The sequence below is a fragment of the Pseudomonas asuensis genome (genome assembly GCF_014646755.1).
Taxonomy (GTDB): domain Bacteria; phylum Pseudomonadota; class Gammaproteobacteria; order Pseudomonadales; family Pseudomonadaceae; genus Chryseomonas; species Chryseomonas asuensis.
This window is the reverse complement of sequence record NZ_BMNW01000002.1, coordinates 18,944-37,942: the sequence shown is the minus strand read 5'-3', so window position 1 is coordinate 37,942 and position 18,999 is coordinate 18,944. Positions and strand designations below refer to the sequence as shown.

The following is an 18,999-nucleotide window of genomic DNA, read 5'->3' as shown; positions in this document are numbered from 1 at the left end:
GATTGTTCTTATCCTTTGACGACGCCCGAGGTCAGACCACGGACGAAATACTTGCCGGCGAAGATGTAAACGAGCAGTGTCGGCAGCGCCGCAATCATTGCAGCAGCCATGTCCACGTTGTATTCCTTGGCTCCAGTACTGGTATTCACCAGGTTATTGAGCGCTACTGTAATCGGCTGGGCTGAGCCGCTGGCGAACACTACGCCGAAGAGAAAGTCATTCCAGACCTGGGTGAACTGCCATATCAGGCTCACCATCACGATGGGAGTAGACAGAGGTAATAGAATCTTCCAGAAAATGGTAAAGAACCCTGCCCCGTCAAGACGTGCCGCCTTGATCAGGGCGTCAGGTATGCCTACGTAATAATTACGAAAGAACAGAGTTGTGAATGCCAGGCCGTAAATCACATGGACCAGCACAAGCCCTGTCGTGGTATTGGCCAGACCCAGCTTGCCCAGTGTGAATGACATCGGCAGCAGGATGACCTGGAAGGGAATAAAGCAGCCGAACAGGAGCATGCTGAAGAGGACGTTGGAGCCCTTGAAACTCCACTTCGACAAGGCATAACCGTTAAGCGCGCCGATAAAGGTCGAGATGATTACGGCGGGAACCGTGATCATGAACGAGTTCCAGAAATACTCGTGAACCGTGCTCCAGGCCTTTATCCAGCCAATGAGTGTCCAATCCACTGGTAACGTCAGCAAGTTGCCGGTGCGCACGTCATCCGGTGTTTTGAAGCTGGTCAGCAGCATGACGATCAGCGGTACGAGATAGACAGCGCAAGCCACCAGCAGCGTGGCATGGATAGCAATGCGGTTGAATGACCAGCGCTTGCTGCGAGAGAGATCAGCCATGACGCTTGCTCCGCAATTCGGAATAGAGGTAAGGCACTAGAATGGCAAGTACTGCACCTAGCATGAGTACAGAACTGGCTGCACCAAGTCCCATTTGTCCGCGTGTAAAGGTGTGCTGATACATGAATACGGCGGGAAGATCTGAGGAGTAACCTGGGCCGCCTGCAGTCATGGCCATGACCAGGTCAAAACTCTTGATCGCAATGTGAGACAGAATCATGACAGCGCTGAAAAATACCGGTCGTAGACTCGGTAGAACGATGCGCAGATAAATCGTAGGCAATGAGGCGCCATCAATCTGCGCCGCTCGAATAATGGCGCTGTCCACGCCTCGCAAACCGGCCAGGAACATGGCCATGACAAAGCCTGATGCCTGCCATATCGCAGCAATCAGCAGGCAGTAGATAACCCGATCCGTATCAACCAGCCAGTCAAAGCGAAAGCCTTCCCAGCCCCAGTCGCGCAGAAGCTTGTCGAGTCCTAGACCAGGATTGAGCAGCCACTTCCAGGCTGTACCGGTAACAATCATGGACAACGCCATGGGATAGAGATAAATCGTGCGAATAAAGCCTTCCCGGCGGATCCGCTGATCTAACAGAATGGCAAAGAACACGCCGATGATCAGGCAGAGCAGAATGAACATTCCACCAAAGATAGCCAGATTCTTACAGGCAACTATCCACCGATCATTGGCCAGCAAACGCTCGAACTGGGCAAAACCCGCAAAGTTATAAACCGGCATGAAGCGGGACGTGGTCAATGAGATCACGGCCGTCCAGAGCATATATCCATACAAGCAGACAATCATCGCTACCGCTGTAGGTGCCAAGACCAGCTTGGGCAACCACTTTTGAAGACGGTCGGGCTTTCGTACAGACGTGCTGGTACCTGTGCGCATGATTTGCACTTCGCTTAAAGACATCGAAGAACTCCTGATCCAGCCTGTAGGCTGGCATTTGCATCAGGGCTAGTGCCCCGGCAAATAGCCCGGACACTAGCCCTTCATTGCATCACTGCGCCGCTTTGATAGACGCGACCAACTGCTCGGTCGCTTTTTTGGGGTCGGCGTTCGCATCGTTGAAGAAGTTGGTGATTACATCGAACACAGCGCCTTGGATATAGCTGGTGTTGGCCATACTATGCGCGAGGCTTGGTTCAGCCTTGCCTGAGTCGTTGGCTGCCTGGAAGTCTTTCATGGACTGCTTGGCGCAATCGTCGAACTTCGCCATGTCGATGTCATTACGAACAGGAATTGAGCCCTTGTTCAGGTTGAAGACTTCCTGGAAGGGCTTATCAATGACAGTACGGGCCAAGTCTTGCTGAGCTTTTTTGTTCGCTTCGTTCTTGAGCTTGAACATGGCAAGGGAGTCGATGTTGTAGATGAAATCACCCTGCGTACCGGGCATCACTACGCACAGATAATCCTTACCGGGCGTCTTATTGGCGGCCGTAAACTCAGCTTTGGCCCAGTCACCCATGATCTGCATACCGGCCTTGCCGTTGATAACCATGGCAGTAGCCAGATTCCAGTCACGGCCCGCTGCATCCGGATCGATATAGTTACGGATGCGCTTGAAGGTCTTGAACACCTCGACCATCTTGTCGCTACGTAAGGTGTCCTCGTCCGTTTCAACGAATGCCTTGTGGTAGTCTTCTGGCCCCATCATGGCCATGACCAGTGATTCGAAAATGGTAGTGTCCTGCCAGTTCTGCCCGCCGTGAGCAATCGGAACGATGCCTGCTGCCTTGAGCTTGTCTGCGGCTTCGAAGAATTCATCCAGCGTCGTTGGCACCTTTGCGCCAGCCTTCTGGAAGGCTTCAGGGTTTATCCATAACCAGTTAATGCGATGAACACCCGCTGGTACAGCGACATAATCGCCATCGTGCTTCATGGTCTCGGCAATGCGCTTGGGCATGATGCTGTCCCACTTGCCCGCGTCGGCAATGCCGTTCAGATCAGTGAGAAAGCCCATGCCGGCCCATTCTTGAATGTCAGGACCTTTGAGCTGAGCAGCTGAGGGAGGGTTGCCAGAAACGGCGCGGGTTTTGAGAACAGTCATCGCGGCTTCACCGGCACCACCGGCAACAGCGAAGTCCTTCCAGGTATCACCCTGCTTTTGCATCATTTGCTTGAGGGTATCAACGGCTCGGGCTTCGCCACCTGAAGTCCACCAGTGCAAGACTTCTACTTCACCCGCCTGGGCGGTCAATGGCAATTGACTCAAGCAGGACAAAGAAACCGCGAGGGCGAGACGATTGAGTGTTTTCATGATCAGTGACCTTGTTGTTTTTATAAATCTGATCGGAGTCTAGCCATCCCTTTGATGGCGTGGGTAACGAAGAGAATCATTAATGTCACAGCACCGTTACATTAAGCGGCTTTTATAGACACCGATCACAACTTGGTATGTTCTTCGCGCAGCTCGCTCAGCGTGGCAACGTCAGCGTGACGCGCAAACCGCCTTCCCGGCGGTTACGCAAGACTACCTCCCCACCATGCGCATGGGCCAGATTGCGTGCGATCCCAAGACCCAGGCCATACCCCTGTTGCTGTCCTGTCAGACGGACATGGGGTTCAAAAACCTGCTCCAGGTCCTTTTCCGGAACGCCTGGCCCCTCATCATCGACATGCAGTACGAAGCGCTTGCCATCGTCCTCGACGGTCAAGTGCGCTCGATTACCATATTTCAGGGCGTTATCGAGCACATTGCCGATGCATCTCTTTAAAGCCAGTGGTTTGCCCGGGTAAAGGCTGTTGGCTTCGCCTTGTAATGTTACGCGGGGCGGTTCTGCTGCCTGGTAGGGCTCGACGATATTCGCCAGCAACACATTCAGGTCGACCGACTCTATGTTTTCGTGGATATCGGTATCCTTAACGCATTGCAAAGCCCCCTTGACCAAAAGGTCCAGCTCGTCGAGGTCTCGGCTAAAGCGCGCCTGCAAAGCTTCATCCTCCAGCAACTCGACACGAAGTCTAAGCCGGGTGATAGGAGTACGCAGATCATGAGAGATGGCACTGAACAGCTGGCCCCGCTCAGCCAGATATCGGCTGATGCGCTCACGCATGGTATTGAATGCGCGTGTAACCTCCTGGATTTCACTGGCCCCAGCTTCGGGCAGAGGCTGAACCTGAGCGTCTAACGAGAGTTCTCGTGCCTCTCGCGACAGGCGCTTGAGCGGTCTGCTTTGCCAATGGATAAGCAAGCCTATGAACAGCAATAGAAAGGCACTGCTGAACAGGATAAACCAAGCCTGTTGTAGTGGCAGAAGGGGTTCGTCGAGCGTTAGATAAGGAGCTGGCATCAATGTGCCGATATAGACCCACTCCTCCGGCCCTATCCGTATTTGAGTGACCAAGATAGGCGGATCCAGCGGTTCAAAACTCAGGACATAGTGCGCCCAGGAACGTGGCAGCTCGTCTAGAGACAGACTGCCATTGAATAAACGTAAATGCTTAGGGCTGACAAACTCCACATACATCGGCATCCCATTACCGAGGCGCTCTCGTAGGACCGACTCGACGGCCTGTAATACCGCTTGCTTGCCAGGCGAGTCAGGCAGCGGCTCCATGATCAGGGGCTTTTCATTCAGCGAGACGAAAAAACGAGTACCGCCCATATTGCGTAATTGCTCCAACACTACCGGGCGATACGCAGGAGGCAGCAGACTAAAATAACGCACACTGGCAGCAATAGAGTAGCCCAGACTCCGCGAGGCATTAAGCAAGCCCTCCATCCGGCTGGCACGCAGGTGTGATATCCAAAAGAGGCTAGAGACGCCTTGCGCCAACAAAACGGCCAGAAGCGTAAGTAACAGCATTCTTCCCAATAGGGAGTGCGGCATCAGCCGCCGCAGGGCTTTAAAAAACATCGGTAGTCTGGCCGTGCACCTGCGCTGCCAGAAGATAACCGCTACCACGTACCGTGCGAATCAGCCGAGGCGATTTTCCGGTATCACGCAATCTTTGACGCAGCCGACTCACGGCCATATCCACGATACGGTCCAGAGGCATCACTTCGCGTCCACGTGTCGCATTGGCTATCGTGTCGCGGTCGAGTATCTGTTGGGGATGATCCAAAAAGAGCTTGAGCAGCGTAAAGTCGGCACCGGAAAGAATGACTTCCTCTCCATCCTGATGGAACAGCCTATGGGTGACGGTATCCAATCGCCACTCATCAAATGCCAGCGTATGCCCCGACCTCGCATCACCAAAGCCGGCCCGCCGGAGGAGCGCCTTGATTCGGGCCTGCAGTTCGCGCGGACTGAAGGGCTTGCCAATATAGTCGTCGGCGCCCAGCTCAAGGCCAATAACACGGTCCGCCTCATCAGAGCTCGCCGTTAGCATGATGATAGGAACTTCAGAGATAGAGCCGCTCAGGGCTCTGACCCAACGACAAAGACTGAAGCCGTCCTCGCCAGGTAGCATGACATCCAATATCAGAAGATCTGCCGGTTCGGCTTTAAGCGCGGCACGAAACTCATGACCATCTGCGACAGCCCGAACGTTAAATCCGGCACGGCTTAAATAAGCCTCAAGAAGCTCACGAATGTCCTGATCGTCATCGACCAACAGGATGGATTTACCCATCTGTGTCATAGCATTGTCCCTTGTCTTTTTTATTATTGCCCCGGTGTCGAAGCATGCACGACACCGGGGGGAACGCCAAGAGGTGAAGCGAGGTATTACTGACCGTTAAGACTCTGTTGCAGGGCAACGCCTGCACCGAACAAGCCTGGGTATTCCGCTGTTACCAACCAGGCAGGGATGTCCTGCAGGTAGGCACTGCTCGTCTTGCCCTTGTCAGCAAACGCCTTGGCAAAGGCACCGTTCTGGAAGCGCTCGACGAATCGCGGCAGGATTCCACCGGCAATATAAACACCACCCAGTGCGCCCAATGTCAGTGCAGCGTTACCCGCCACACGACCCAGCCATACGAAGAACTGCTCAAGCACCTCGTCAGCATAGGCATCACCGGACAATGCCATTTCACAAATCTCGGCAGCGGTTACGCATTTTTCTTCGCGACCGTCCAATTCACAGCTGGCCTTGTACAGGTTTACCAAGCCGTTACCGGAAATGATGCGCTCCGCCGATACGTGGTTACCAAACTGGCGCTTGAGGATTTTCCAGATCTCGAATTCACGTGGCGTGCCAATTGGCAGGTCAACGTGACCGCCTTCACTGGACAGCACCATCCAGCGGTCATCACCGATTGGTAGCAGACCGGCCACACCCAGGCCAGTACCCGGCCCGATGATCAGACGCGCCCGATTGGCATGCGCCGCGCCCTCACGGACCTGAACGCAATGCGCTTTGTCCAGCTTGGCTACAGCCCAGGCCATTGAGCTGAAGTCATTGATCAGAAGCAGGTGAGTCAGACCAAGCTCAGCGCAGAAACGCTCACGGCTGATAACCCAGTGATTGTTGGTAAAACGGAAGTCACCCTCGCCTACCGGCCCCGCACAGGCGAGGCATACGGAGTGGATATCGTCAAGAGCGACACCGGTACGCTTGAGGTATTCACGCACAGCATCCTCGGGACGCTCGAAATCGGCACACGCCATTACCTCGATCGCATCAAGCTGCTGGTCACGCCACAATGCGAAACGGGCATTCGTGCCCCCGATATCCCCTACCAAAGCCAAATTCATTTCAGCGCCTCCAGGCTGGATGTAAATGCACTCGCACCCTTTTCGGCGGTGCTCATTGCTTGCCGCATGAACGCAAAGAGTTCACGTCCCGTTCCAATCCCCATGCCTTGCGGGGGCGCCACCTGCTCCCGAGCATTCCACTCAGCAGGATCAACCACCACGATCAGCTCTCCGGTTTGTCCGTTAACACGCACCAGATCACCGTCACGCACTTTCGACAACGGACCGCCATCGATTGCCTCAGGGCATACATGGATAGCCGCTGGCACCTTGCCGGATGCGCCAGACATACGTCCATCAGTCACCAGAGCGACCTTAAAACCTCGATCCTGCAACACGCCCAGGTAAGGCGTCAGCTTATGTAGCTCCGGCATACCAAGGGCCTTGGGTCCTTGAAAACGGACCACCGCTACAAAATCGCGGTCCAGCTCACCCGCCTTGAATGCATTGGCAAGCTCGGCTTGATCAGCAAATACTCTAGCAGGTGCCTCTACGATCTGGTGATCAGGCGCTACGGCAGACACCTTCATGACCCCACGGCCCAGGTTGCCATCCATCACACGCAAACCACCTTCAGGGCGGAACGGGCGCTCAACCGGACGTAGGATTTCTTCATCCAGGCTCGTCGCAGGACCTTCACGCCATGTCAATGTGCCATTCTCCAAGAATGGCTCCTGCAAGTAACGACGTAATCCATGACCCATGACGGTGTTCACATCTTCATGCAGTAAACCGGCATCCAAAAGCGTGCGAATCAGGAAATTGGTGCCACCAGCGGCATGAAAATGGTTCACGTCCGCCTTGCCGTTGGGGTAAACCTGCGCCAAGGTGGGAACCACAGCCGAGAGGTCGGCCATGTCCTGCCAAGTCAGTTCGATACCTGCAGCTTGAGCAATGGCTGGGATATGCAGCGTATGGTTTGTAGAGCCGCCGGTAGCATGCAACGCGACAACCGAGTTGATGATGGCTTTTTCGTCAACGATTTCCCCCAGCGGGATGAAATTACCGTTCTGCTGGGTGATACGCGTAACCTGACGAGCCGCCTCACGGGTCAGCTCATCACGCAAAGGCGTATAAGGATTCACAAAGGACGAGCCTGGCAGATGCAGGCCCATCACCTCCATGACAACCTGATTGGTGTTGGCTGTACCGTAGAATGTGCAGGTGCCCGGGCTGTGATAGGACTTCATTTCCGACTCAAGCAACTCCTCACGGGTTGCTTTACCCTCGGCGAACAGCTGGCGTACCCGGGCCTTTTCCTTGTTGGAAATGCCTGAAGGCATTGGCCCACCCGGCACGAAAACGAAGGGCAGATGACCAAAACGTAGAGAGCCAATCATCAGGCCAGGAACGATCTTGTCGCAGATGCCCAGGCACAGTGCGGCGTCGAACATATTGTGGGACAGTGCCACAGCCGTCGACATGGCGATGACCTCACGGCTCAGCAAGCTGAGCTCCATACCCGCTTCGCCCTGGGTTACGCCATCACACATAGCTGGCACCCCACCGGCGAACTGACCAACGGAGCCTATTTCACGCAGGGCATCCTTGATGATCTGAGGGAAATGTTCGTAAGGCTGGTGCGCAGATAACATGTCGTTGTAAGACGAAACGATAGCAACGTTAACCTCATCCATAAGACGCAGGCGTTGCTTGTCCGAAGGACCGCATCCGGCTACGCCGTGGGCAAAGTTGGCGCATTGTAGCTTGGCACGCTGAGGGCCTTCGCTCGCAGCTGCCCGGATCATTTCAAGGTAGCGCGTACGCGTAGGACGGCTACGCTCAATGAGACGCTGTGTAACTTCAAGGACGCGAGGATGCATGGTTCCGATTCTCCAGGCAGGCGAAAAATTTGTTGTTTTTAAAACAAATTTGATCTGAGTGGCTATTATTCCTCTCAAAATACGCGATAGTGTAATTGTTTTTACAACAAATCCTGCCAGAACGAGGTTTCAAATATGAGCATTCGTATTGCTATCAATGGTTTCGGGCGTATCGGCCGTAATGTTCTTCGTGCGCTTTACTCCGGGAATTATCGTCAGCATATGCAGGTTGTCGCCATCAATGACTTGGGTGACGCGTCCATTAATGCCCATCTCCTGGAATTCGACAGCGTGCATGACCGCTTTAACGCCGAGATTTCCGTCAGTGAGAATAGCTTGACCGTTAACGGCGATCGCATCGCTGTGTCCGCCATCCGTAATCCGGCGGAGCTTCCCTGGAAAGACCTGAATGTTGACGTAGTGTTCGAGTGCACCGGTCTGTTTACTACACGTAGTAAAGCAGCCGCTCACCTGGATGCCGGCGCGTCTAAGGTTATTATCTCCGCACCCGGCAAAGATGTTGATGCCACCATCGTGTATGGTGTGAATGATGGCATTCTGCGTCAGTCGCATCAGGTTATTTCCAACGCATCCTGCACAACCAACTGTTTGGCTCCGGTCGCCCAGGTCCTGAACCGTGAGCTGGGTATTGAGCATGGCCTGATGACCACGATCCATGCCTATACCAATGATCAGAACCTGTCGGATGTTTATCACTCCGACCCCTTCCGTGCTCGCTCGGCAACTCAGTCCATGATTCCAACCAAAACCGGTGCGGCTGAAGCCGTAGGTTTGGTTTTGCCAGAATTGGTAGGTAAGTTTAGCGGCATGGCCGTACGTGTGCCGACCATTAACGTGTCGTTGGTCGACTTGACCATTCAGGTTTCCAAGACGGCCGACGCCGAGACGATCAATGCCTTCATGAAAGCGGCCAGCGAATCTTCGCCTGTGTTGGGTTATAACGACCGTCCATTGGTGTCGATCGACTTCAACCATAACCCGCTGTCCTCAATCTTCGATGCCAACCACACCAAGGTCACCGGCAATCTGGTGAAGGTTATGGCGTGGTACGACAACGAGTGGGGATTCTCCAACCGTATGCTCGATACCTGTCAGGCGCTGGTAAACGCTCCTGCGTAACCATAAAGCCTGATCCATACGAGTCGGCCGGATTATTTCCGGCCGACTTTCAGTATAGCGGTTATTACCTCATTGCTCTTCCCGATCTTCTCCTACCGGATCGATGGCCTCTTCCAGGCGCAGATCATCAAAGTCGATCTTGAGCCCGGTTTCCATGACATCCAGTTCGGCCAGCAATGTGCGGAAACTGGTTTCTTCAGCAGGCTTAATGGACAATTCGGCAGGCTCTGGCGGCATTGCTGAGGCTTCGTCTTCTATCGGCTCCTGATCGTCCAAAACCGGTTCCGGCTCAAATTCCAGCTCCCGGATAGCTGCCAGCGTCGGCAATTCGTTCAGGCTTTTCAGATTGAAATAGTCCAGAAACATCCTGGTAGTGGCAAACATGGCCGGTCGGCCAGGGACCTCTCGATAGCCGACCACCCGAATCCATTCGCGCTCAAGCAATGTTTTGACGATCTGACTATTGACGGCAACCCCACGTACGTCCTCAATTTCACCACGGGTGATCGGTTGTCGATAGGCAATGAGGGCCAATGTTTCCAAGAGCGCTCTGGAATAGCGTGGCGGGCGTTCGTCCCAGAGACGGCCAACCCAGGCCGCGTAACGCTCCTTGACCTGTAGACGGTAGCCGCTGGCAACCTCCTTGAGTTCAAAGCCTCTTTTCTTGCATGAGCCGGCCAACACGGCGAGCCCGTCACGAAGCTGTTTTGGCTCAGGACGCTCATACTCATCAAAAAGCTCGGCGAGGCGCTCTAATGTCAGCGGCTTACCAGCAGCCAGTAGGATTGCTTCGAGCAGAGGGGCCAGTTCTTTAGGGTCGGAAACATTCATGGCGCGCATCTTAAAGAGGTTACTGCCGGAGCAGAAGCCATCGTGACGAAATTCCGATGACTTCGCTAAGGTGTCCTTATCTGTGGGCTTATTGTCATTGCAGACATAGGTCACGCCCAGCACACTTGATGGAGTTATCCTGAGTGTCTGCCATGAACACCGTCCGTGTAATTGCAAGCCTTCTCTACCCTGATGTGATGAGCCTAGATATCACTGGCCCACTTCAAGTCTTTGCCTCAGCGAACGTCGAGCGCCAACGTCAGGGGCTCATGCCCGCTTACAGCGTGTGCTTGTTGGCAGATCGTCCTGGCCCGGTCATGACCTCATCGGGCATTCAGATCGTGGCGGACCAGTCCTGGCGAGATACGCCTGTCGAACAGCTTGATACCCTGCTGATTCCTGGCGGTGCTGGTGTCGAGGCGCAATGTGGTCATATCGAGCTGCTGGATTGGTTGCGGAAAGGCCAGCCTCTCCTGCGCCGTTTGGGCTCCGTATGCTCCGGCGCACTGGTTCTGGCTGAGGCAGGCCTGCTCAATGGTCGGCGTGCAACAACGCATTGGGCTGATCTGGACGCTTTACAGCGCCATGCGTTCATAGAAGTCGAGGGTGACCGTCTGCACACCTATGACCCTACTGGACAGAATGGTTATGCCGATATCTTTACATCAGCAGGTGTTACAGCGGGTATTGACCTGGCGCTAGCCTTGGTCGAGGCAGATCTGGGTCGCCCCATGGCATTAAGCGTAGCGCGTCGTCTGGTCATGTTTTTACGCCGCCCCGGTGGTCAGGCGCAGTTCAGCACTTGCCTTTCACCGGAGCCCAGCCGGACCCCTCGCCTGGCTGCATTATTGGACTGGATACCAGGACACCTGAGTGAAGACCTCTCGATAGAGCGTCTGGCAGAGCGAATCAACATGACCCCTCGCACCTTGTCGCGTGCGTTTCTCAGGGAGCTGGGCGTAACCCCTGGCCGTTATATAGAACAGGTTCGCCTGGAGGTTGCCAGAGCACTTCTGCACGACGCACAAGCTTCAATCAGTACTGTTGCTCGGCTTTGCGGGTTTGGTCATCCAGAAAACCTTCGCCGAACGTTTCAAAAACACTTGTCAGTTAGCCCACAAGCCCACAGCGCCCGGTTCGGTGAACCCACAAGAGGACTTCAACATGCTTGAGTTACGCCCTAACTGTGAATGCTGTGATCGAGACCTTCCGGCCGATACAACCGAAGCGTTCATTTGTTCTTTCGAGTGCACGTTCTGCCAAGTGTGCGCTGAAGATACCCTGCATGGCCGCTGCCCTAATTGTGAAGGCGAACTGGTCAAGAGGCCGACTCGGCCTACACAAAAGCTTGCACACTTTCCTGGCAGCTTAATCAGAAAATATAAACCCTGCCTATAGCGGCACGGTCAACAACTCTCTACTGCGCGCCCTCCGATAATCGAAAGATTTCGTGAGGGGCTGACTATACTCATCGTACTGTTCATTGAGCACACAGCGTCTAGCGTGGTCATCCTCCTGAGTACCTGCGTCATCTGCTGGCTGTTCTAAACGCGACAGGCAAACGCCAGATGCGACTTCAATAGTTGACCCTTTAGTCAGCTTTTATCAATTATCCGCTCAAGCACGGTGCTTTGGAGAAGCCGCATGATCAGATTCCTACTGAATCGTGAGTTGCGCGTTGAAGAGCGGCTCGATCCTAACCTTACAGTGCTCAATTATCTGCGTGAGCATCTACGCCGGACCGGAACAAAAGAAGGCTGTGCCTCAGGCGATTGTGGCGCCTGTACGGTTGTAATTGCAGAGCCATACACGGGCCCCAATGGTGATGCCCTGCGTTACCATACAGTCAACGCCTGCCTGACCTTTATGGCAACCCTCAACGGCAAGCAACTCATTACAGTTGAAGACCTCAAACAGCAAGCGCTACACCCGGTCCAGCAGGCCATGGTTGATTGTCATGGCTCTCAGTGTGGATACTGCACGCCGGGATTTGTTATGTCGCTGTTCGCCTTGCAAAAAAACACGATTGAACCCTGTCTTGCCAAAACCCAGGAAGCACTGGCAGGCAATCTGTGTCGGTGCACAGGATATCGCCCGATCCTGGACGCCGCTGAAAAGGCTTGCACCAACAGGACAGTCGATCAGTTCGATGAGAGAGAAGCGGAAACGCTAGCGAGGCTCAGAGCTATCAAGCCCGAGGTGACCGCCGAACTGAGTCATGATGGTCGTAAGAGCTTCAACCCAATCACCGTTGCAGAGTTGGCTGATCTTTATTTATCTCATCCCGAGGCACGCTTGCTGGCTGGCGGTACTGATTTGGCGCTGGAGGTAACCCAGGCGCATCGAGTCCTGCCGGTAATGATTTATCTTGGCCATGTTAGCGAATTGAAGGGTATTGCGATTGTCAATGCCCAGTTGGAAATTGGCGCCGCGACGCCAATCTCGGATTGCGCTCCGATACTTGCGGCCGAATACCCAGACTTTGGCGGCCTGCTTCACCGCTTCGCCTCCTTGCAGATTCGTAATCAGGGAACATTTGGAGGCAATATCGGTAATGCCTCGCCGATTGGGGACATGCCGCCCCTGCTTCTGGCGTTAGGTGCCCACGTGCAGCTCCGTAAAGGTAATACAACGCGCCAAATTGCTCTAGAAGACTATTTTCTGGATTACCGAGTCACTGCGCGTCAGCCATCCGAATTCATTGAAAAGATCATCGTGCCTCGGGCACAACCAGGCCAGTTATTTAAAGCCTACAAAGTATCAAAGCGTTTGGACGATGATATTTCTGCGGTGTGTGCTGCGTTTAACCTTCATGTTCAGGAAGAGCGCATTACCGAGGTCAAAATTGCTTACGGCGGTATGGCAGCAATTCCCAAACGCGCTTTGGCCTGTGAACAGGCCTTACGCCATAAGACGTGGAACCAAGCTACGCTTGAACAAGCAGTTGAAGCCTTGGCGCAGGATTTCGCGCCGCTGACTGATTTTCGCGCCAGCCGTGAATATCGCCTGCTAACAGCTCGAAATCTATTAAGAAGATGCTTTCTGGAGACAACCTCACCTGCAATTGATACACGGGTGGCTGCCTATGTCTAATCATCGTCCTGCACGCACTCAAGCCGAGATGGCCGAATTCTTCGCAGCCGGCCTGCATACTGGGGTAGGAACGTCGCTCAAGCATGAAAGTGCCGATAAGCATGTCAGCGGTGAGGCACTTTATGTGGACGACCGTCTCGAGTTTCCCAATCAGCTCCATGTCTATGCACGCATGTCAGAGCGGGCCCACGCCAAGCTGATCCGTATTGATTTAACGCCCTGCTATGCGATTCCAGGCGTGATATTGGCTATCACGGCCAAGGATGTGCCCGGTCAGCTGGATATCGGCGCGGTACTTCCGGGTGATCCGCTGCTTGCGGATGACGTTGTTCAGTATCTAGGTCAACCTGTGATTGCAGTGGCCGCGTGTGATCTCGATACGGCGCGGCGTGGCGCTGAAGCTGCCATTATCGAATATGAAGAACTCCAGCCTATCCTTGACGTAGAAGAAGCATTAGCCCATGAACATTTCATCTCGCCCAGCCATCAGCATGTAATCGGTGACGCCGCTGCTGCATTGAATGCTGCCCCACACCGCCTCCAAGGGGAGCTACGTATTGGGGGGCAGGAGCATTTTTACCTGGAGACCCAGGTTGCCTCAGTCATGCCGACCGAAGACGGTGGCATGCTGGTGTATTCCTCGACGCAGAATCCTACCGAAGTGCAAAAGCAGGTTGCCGAAGTGTTGGGCGTATCGATGAATAAAGTCACCGTGGACATGCGCCGCATGGGGGGCGGATTTGGCGGCAAGGAAAGTCAGGCAGGTATGCCTGCAGCGTTATGTGCAGTCATTGCGCATTTAACAGGCCGACCGACGAAAATGCGCCTTCCTCGTACCGAGGATATGCTCATGACCGGCAAGCGGCACCCCTTCTATATTCGCTACGACGTAGGGTTCGATGACAGAGGCCAGTTGCTCGGTCTGGATATGGACCTGGCAGGAAATTGCGGCTATTCACCTGATCTGTCCAATGCCATTATTGACCGGGCTATGTTTCACGCTGATAACGCCTACTTTCTAGGCAATGCGTTGATCAAGGGACATCGTTGCAAGACGCATTTGGCATCGAATACCGCCTACAGAGGCTTTGGTGGCCCACAGGGAATGCTCGCCATCGAAAACGTCATGGACCATATTGCCCGCTACCTGGGTAAGGACCCGCTGGCAATTCGTACTCTGAACTATTACGGCAAGGCCGAGCGCAATGTCACCCACTATCACCAGACGGTGGAAGATAACCTGCTCCATGAGATGACCGCCGAACTCACCCAAAGCAGTGACTATGTCAGGCGCCGTGCTGAAATTACTGCCTTTAATCGAGCCAGTCCTGTGCTGAAGAAAGGATTGGCGCTTACGCCAGTCAAGTTTGGTATTTCCTTTACCTCCTCATTCTTGAATCAAGGCGGCGCACTAATCAACATCTATACCGATGGCAGTATTCATCTGAACCATGGTGGCACCGAGATGGGCCAAGGGCTCAACACCAAGGTTGCCCAGATTGTCGCTGAAGTCTTCCAGGTGGAGGTCGAGCGCATCCAGATTACAGCGACCAACACAGACAAGGTGCCCAATACGTCGCCTACTGCCGCCTCAAGCGGAGCTGACCTGAACGGCAAGGCAGCCCAAAACGCAGCGCTTACCCTTCGGCAACGGCTTATTGATTTTGCAACCCGCCATTTTGACGTTAGTGAAGAAGACGTTGACTTCAGCAATGGTTATGTACGTGTACGCGAGCATCTGTTGCCCTTCGAGGAATTGATCCGCATGGCCTATATTGGCCAAGTCTCTCTTTCCAGCACAGGTTATTATCGAACACCCAAGATTTTCTACGATCGCGAACAGGCGCGTGGAAGGCCGTTCTACTATTTCGCGTTTGGTGCCGCCTGCTCAGAAGTGATCATCGATACGCTGACAGGCGAATACCGAGTGTTGCGTACGGATATCCTGCACGATGTAGGCGCCTCGCTGAACCCAGCCATTGATATCGGTCAGGTAGAAGGCGGCTTCGTTCAAGGTATGGGTTGGCTGACTACGGAGGAACTCGTCTGGAATAATCAGGGCAAGCTCCTGACCCATGGGCCCTCTACCTACAAGATTCCCGCCATCACTGATATACCGTCTGATTTCCGCGTCAAACTGGTAGAAAACCGAAAGAACCCGGAAGCCACCGTCTTCCATTCCAAAGCGGTAGGCGAGCCGCCCTTTATGCTGGGGATTGCCGTCTGGTGTGCATTAAAAGATGCTGTTGCCAGCGTAGCGGATTACCGGTTTCATCCTGATATTGATGCTCCTGCTACACCCGAACGGGTACTCTGGGGTGTAGAACAGATGAAGCGTCTAAAGCAGACCCAGGCTTGCGCAAGAGCAGACGCCGCTACTGAGCAGGTAAACGCATGAAGAACGTAACAGGCTGGCTAGCCGAGTTAGCCACCTTCGAATCCCAAGGCATCCCATGCGTACTGGTCACTATTGTTGAAGAAAAAGGTTCAACACCGCGCAATGCCGGTACCAAAATGATAGTTACCGCTGAGAGCCTGCGCCTGACGATTGGCGGTGGTCACTTGGAATACAAGGCTATTGCAATTGCACGGCAGATGCTTAAGGAGGGAACCCGTCAACCTCGCATTGAGCGATTTTCTCTTGGCGCAAGCCTAGGCCAGTGCTGCGGGGGTGCAACGGTATTGCTGTTTGAGCCCATGGGCCAGCACAACGTACCCGTCGCCCTGTTTGGTGCCGGCCATGTAGCGCGAGCACTGGTGCCGTTACTGGCAAGCCTGCCGTGCGAGATACGCTGGATTGACTCGCGCACAGAAGAATTTCCAGACACCCTTCCGGCAGGTGTCACCAAAGTTGTTACAGACGATCCTCTAGATGAGGTGGACACCATGCCAAGCGGTACTTACTTTATTGTCATGACCCATAATCATCCATTGGACCTTGAACTGACCGAGCGCATCCTGGCCCGAGGCGATTTTGGTTACTACGGGCTAATAGGCTCAAAAACCAAGTGGGCAAAGTTTCAGCATCGCCTTGCGGCCAAGGGTTTTACGGCTGAACAGATTGCTCAAGTACGTTGCCCTCTGGGAATCCCTCAGATTAAAGGTAAACTTCCTGCTGAAATTGCGATCTCTGTAGCGGGAGAAGTCATCGCAACGTACAGCGCACAGGCTACGCTTGAAGAAGCCTCTCCACTGCGTCTCGTTCAGCCGACACATAACCATTTCTAATAATGTCGCGCGGGTTTGAGTTTTCAACCTTGGTCGCAGTGGTTGATCGTGCGCGGTTTGTTGTGCGCTTGGCCTGTCTACTGTTAACCCACTGGATGATTAAGAAGGGATATGACTACTCAAGCCTACCGTGCCGCCCTGCTCCATTGCGTCGCCGACCCGAATGATGTCGGCATTGAGGCTGCCTGTGAGTTCGTTGAAGACGGACTGCTGGTAGTAACTGATGGTCGCATCGAAGGGATGGGACATGCTGCCACATTGCTGCCCGTACTGCCTGAAGGAACTGAGGTTATCGAATACCCGGACACCCTGATTACACCAGGCTTTATTGACACCCATATTCATTATCCGCAGACGGGAATCATTGCATCGTACGGTGAGCAGCTACTGGACTGGTTGAACAATTACACGTTCCCGGCCGAAGGTGCCTTTGCCGATACAGCCAAGGCAGCCGAAGTCGCTGATATTTTCCTGAAAGAACTGCTACGCAACGGGACAACGACTGCACTGGTGTTTGGCACCGTGCACAAACAATCCGTAGATGCCTTCTTTGAGGCTGCCGAGAAGCTCAATCTGCGGATGATCGCCGGTAAGGTCCTGATGGACCGAAACGCACCGGATTTCCTGGTGGACACGCCGGAGTCTGGCTATAGCGAGAGTAAGGAGCTGATCGAGCGCTGGCATGGCAAAGGCCGCTTGCACTATGCCGTTACCCCACGCTTTGCGCCAACCAGCACGCCGGAGCAGCTTACGCTTGCTGGCAAACTGCTTGAAGAATACCCGGACGTCTACATGCACACGCACCTCTCGGAGAACCTCAAGGAGATCGAGTGGGTGAAGTCGCTGTTTCCCGAGCGCAGCGGCTATCTGGATGTGTATGACCATTACCAGCTGCTTGGTAAGCGCTCCGTGTTTGCACATGGTGTGCATCTCTGCGATGACGAATGCGCCCGCCTGAGTGAGGCCGGATCAGCCGTAGCGTTCTGCCCTACTTCAAACCTGTTCCTGGGTAGCGGCCTCTTTAAGCTACCGCAATTGGAAGAGCACAAAGTAAATGTAGGCCTGGGCACAGATGTTGGAGGCGGGACAAGCTTTTCAATGCTGCAAACCGCCAGCGAGGCTTACAAGGTCATGCAGTTGCAAGGTGAGAAGCTGCATCCGTTCAAGGCATTCTACTTGGCAACACTGGGCGGTGCTCGAGCGTTACGCCTGGAAGACCGGATTGGTAGCTTTGCCCAAGGTAACGACGCGGACTTTGTGGTACTCGACTACCATGCGACGCCTCTGTTGAGCTACCGCTTAAAGCAGGCTAAGTCGCTGGAAGAAAAGTTGTTTGCCTTGATGATGCTGGGCGATGATCGGGCCGTAAAAGAAACCTATGCCATGGGTGTAAAAGTGCACCAGCGCTAAAGACACCATAAAAAAGGCCGGCTAAGAGCCGGCCTTTTTACAGCAGGAGGTTTTAATCTCCCACGATCAATAGCGGATTGAATCCACTTCGATCAAACTTGCCCTCTTCTGCAAGCTTCATATCCAGCATGAGACTGGCTAAATCGTCAGCCATTGGTTCAGCGCCCAGATTGAACTCTTTTGTCACAATCTTGAGATAGCTGTTGCAATCGCTACACGTTTCCGCCTGAGCGGCTACAGGTGCCTTACCCTGCTCATCCTCGAGACTCAGGTATTTCACCGTACGGCCTTCTCCGCACACGCTGCACTTGCTACGTTCCAGATGCCACTCAGTCGAACACAGACCACAGTGCAGATAGCGTACGCCACTACGGTCTCGATCAGCATGAATGATACTGGCGACAGGAGCCGACCCGCAGCATGGACAAATCGTTCGTGCATTACCGGCCGGCCGTCTGGGCGGTGAAGATAGACACTGCGTGAGACGAACCCAGGCGATCTGCAATGCCGCAGAGATAAAAGGCAGCAACGCACGATGCTCTACAGGGCCTGGACGGCCATCCAGAATATCGTCCGCCAGTGCTTCCCTTGTCTCATGGTCCAGCTGACGCAGTGCAGTTAAAAGCTCACGCTGCTTATCGGCTACGTGGAGCTCAAGCGTATCAAGCAATGCGTTCAGCTCAGCCTGCCAGTCAATGTCACGACGCAAAGCATTGATTCCAAGCGGCGGCATGCCATGCTCGAGGGCCAGATCGAAAGCGCTCGAATCTGGCAGCCAGCTAGCGTTATGCTCGTTCAGAACAATGTCCTGCGCCTTGACCAGCTGAGACATGAATGCCAGGAAACCGCTCAGCGGCTCGACTTTCTTAGAAAGGTCCTTGAGCCGTCGTGCCCGCATGGCAAATACCTGCTTTTTAGGCAGTACAACGGGCGCCGGATCCATGATCCCCGTAGGCGAGGTCCCATAT

General features: G+C 54.1%; 16 protein-coding genes. 7 read left to right on the top strand and 9 right to left on the bottom strand.

Features of this window, described 5'->3' with window-relative positions:
- Positions 1–8: 8 nt before the first annotated feature.
- The 7 genes from IEX86_RS04095 to edd form a co-directional block, all read right to left on the bottom strand.
- The gene (locus tag IEX86_RS04095; protein WP_188864819.1) at positions 9–854 is read right to left on the bottom strand and encodes a carbohydrate ABC transporter permease; all 846 of its coding nucleotides are present in this window, start codon (positions 852–854) and stop codon (positions 9–11) included.
- Positions 847–1,776: a carbohydrate ABC transporter permease gene (locus tag IEX86_RS04090; protein WP_229685249.1), complete on the bottom strand. Its 930-nt coding sequence runs from the start codon at positions 1,774–1,776 to the stop codon at positions 847–849. The genes IEX86_RS04095 and IEX86_RS04090 overlap by 8 nt, the downstream gene beginning before the upstream one ends.
- An 88-nt stretch (positions 1,777–1,864) precedes the next feature.
- Complete coding sequence (locus IEX86_RS04085) at positions 1,865–3,124, bottom strand: ABC transporter substrate-binding protein (RefSeq protein WP_188864818.1); 1,260 nt, start codon at positions 3,122–3,124, stop codon at positions 1,865–1,867.
- 157 nt (positions 3,125–3,281) lie between these two features.
- A complete protein-coding gene (locus IEX86_RS04080) occupies positions 3,282–4,697 on the bottom strand; it encodes an ATP-binding protein (protein WP_188865317.1) in 1,416 nt (471 codons plus the stop codon).
- 16 nt (positions 4,698–4,713) lie between these two features.
- Positions 4,714–5,451, bottom strand: a complete 738-nt coding sequence (locus tag IEX86_RS04075; protein WP_188864817.1) for a response regulator — start codon at positions 5,449–5,451, stop codon at positions 4,714–4,716.
- Between the two features lie 86 nt (positions 5,452–5,537).
- Positions 5,538–6,506: a glucokinase gene (locus tag IEX86_RS04070; RefSeq protein ID WP_010798450.1), complete on the bottom strand. Its 969-nt coding sequence runs from the start codon at positions 6,504–6,506 to the stop codon at positions 5,538–5,540.
- A complete protein-coding gene (edd, locus tag IEX86_RS04065) occupies positions 6,503–8,329 on the bottom strand; it encodes a phosphogluconate dehydratase (protein WP_188864816.1) in 1,827 nt (608 codons plus the stop codon). Before edd ends, IEX86_RS04070 begins: the two co-directional genes overlap by 4 nt.
- Positions 8,330–8,464: 135 nt before the next feature.
- Here edd and gap point away from each other — a divergent pair, with 135 nt between their 5' ends.
- Positions 8,465–9,469: a type I glyceraldehyde-3-phosphate dehydrogenase gene (gene gap / locus IEX86_RS04060; protein ID WP_188864815.1), complete on the top strand. Its 1,005-nt coding sequence runs from the start codon at positions 8,465–8,467 to the stop codon at positions 9,467–9,469.
- Between the two features lie 69 nt (positions 9,470–9,538).
- On the opposite strand, the gene scpB is transcribed toward gap, so the two are convergent.
- Positions 9,539–10,300, bottom strand: coding sequence for an SMC-Scp complex subunit ScpB (gene scpB / locus IEX86_RS04055; protein ID WP_188864814.1), 762 nt, complete (start codon positions 10,298–10,300; stop codon positions 9,539–9,541).
- A gap of 152 nt (positions 10,301–10,452) precedes the next feature.
- On the opposite strand from scpB, the gene IEX86_RS04050 reads away from it, so the two are divergent.
- The 6 genes from IEX86_RS04050 to guaD all read left to right on the top strand — a co-directional run bounded on the left by IEX86_RS04050 (position 10,453) and on the right by guaD (position 18,031).
- The gene (locus IEX86_RS04050; protein WP_188864813.1) at positions 10,453–11,472 is read left to right on the top strand and encodes a GlxA family transcriptional regulator; all 1,020 of its coding nucleotides are present in this window, start codon (positions 10,453–10,455) and stop codon (positions 11,470–11,472) included.
- Positions 11,465–11,698, top strand: coding sequence for a DUF1272 domain-containing protein (locus IEX86_RS04045; protein WP_188864812.1), 234 nt, complete (start codon positions 11,465–11,467; stop codon positions 11,696–11,698). Before IEX86_RS04050 ends, IEX86_RS04045 begins: the two co-directional genes overlap by 8 nt.
- A gap of 246 nt (positions 11,699–11,944) precedes the next feature.
- Positions 11,945–13,393: a xanthine dehydrogenase small subunit gene (gene xdhA, locus IEX86_RS04040; RefSeq protein ID WP_188864811.1), complete on the top strand. Its 1,449-nt coding sequence runs from the start codon at positions 11,945–11,947 to the stop codon at positions 13,391–13,393.
- Positions 13,386–15,791 carry a xanthine dehydrogenase molybdopterin binding subunit gene (gene xdhB, locus IEX86_RS04035; RefSeq protein ID WP_188864810.1) on the top strand — a complete coding sequence of 802 codons (2,406 nt, stop codon included), beginning with the start codon at positions 13,386–13,388 and terminating at the stop codon, positions 15,789–15,791. Before xdhA ends, xdhB begins: the two co-directional genes overlap by 8 nt.
- Entirely contained in the window at positions 15,788–16,621 is an 834-nt protein-coding gene (gene xdhC, locus IEX86_RS04030; RefSeq protein ID WP_188864809.1) for a xanthine dehydrogenase accessory protein XdhC, read from the top strand. The genes xdhB and xdhC overlap by 4 nt, the downstream gene beginning before the upstream one ends.
- Before the next feature lie 111 nt (positions 16,622–16,732).
- Positions 16,733–18,031, top strand: coding sequence for a guanine deaminase (gene guaD / locus IEX86_RS04025; protein ID WP_188864808.1), 1,299 nt, complete (start codon positions 16,733–16,735; stop codon positions 18,029–18,031).
- 52 nt (positions 18,032–18,083) lie between these two features.
- Here guaD and fdhE read toward each other — a convergent pair whose 3' ends face one another.
- Positions 18,084–18,974, bottom strand: coding sequence for a formate dehydrogenase accessory protein FdhE (fdhE, locus tag IEX86_RS04020; RefSeq protein WP_188865316.1), 891 nt, complete (start codon positions 18,972–18,974; stop codon positions 18,084–18,086).
- Positions 18,975–18,999: the final 25 nt, after the last annotated feature.